The organism is Paraburkholderia sp. BR10937 (assembly GCF_040965695.1).
In the GTDB taxonomy this organism is placed as follows: Bacteria; Pseudomonadota; Gammaproteobacteria; order Burkholderiales; family Burkholderiaceae; genus Paraburkholderia.
In genome coordinates, this window is the sequence record NZ_JBFRCL010000168.1 from 1 (window position 1) to 398 (window position 398).

A 398-nucleotide genomic window follows, 5' to 3' on the forward strand; every position below is an offset into this window, starting at 1 on the left:
GCGACCACGCCGGTGGCGTTGCACAACGTGGCGGCGGGCGCAGTCTCGGCGACGAGCTTCGACGCGGTGAACGGCTCGCAGCTGTACAACCTGGCCAGCTCGACGGCGGATTCGTTCGGCGGCGGCTCGACGGTGAATAGCGATGGATCGATTTCGAACCCGACGTATAACGTGGGTGGCGACACCTACAACAACGTCGGTGGCGCGATCACGAACCTCGATGGTCGCGTGACACAGAACACGACCGACATCACGAACCTGCAAGGCGACGTCACGACCATCAACGGCCAGCTCGCTGACGCGGTGATGTACGACACGTCGACGCACGACTCGGTGACGCTGGGCGGCACGGATGCGACCACGCCGGTGGCGCTGCATAACGTGGCGGCGGGCGCAGT

At 65.3% G+C, this 398-nt stretch carries 1 pseudogene; it reads left to right on the plus strand.

Annotation, left to right across the window (positions count from 1 at the left end):
* Positions 1-398 (plus strand): annotated as a pseudogene (locus AB4Y44_RS42485) (hemagglutinin); the annotation flags it as partial.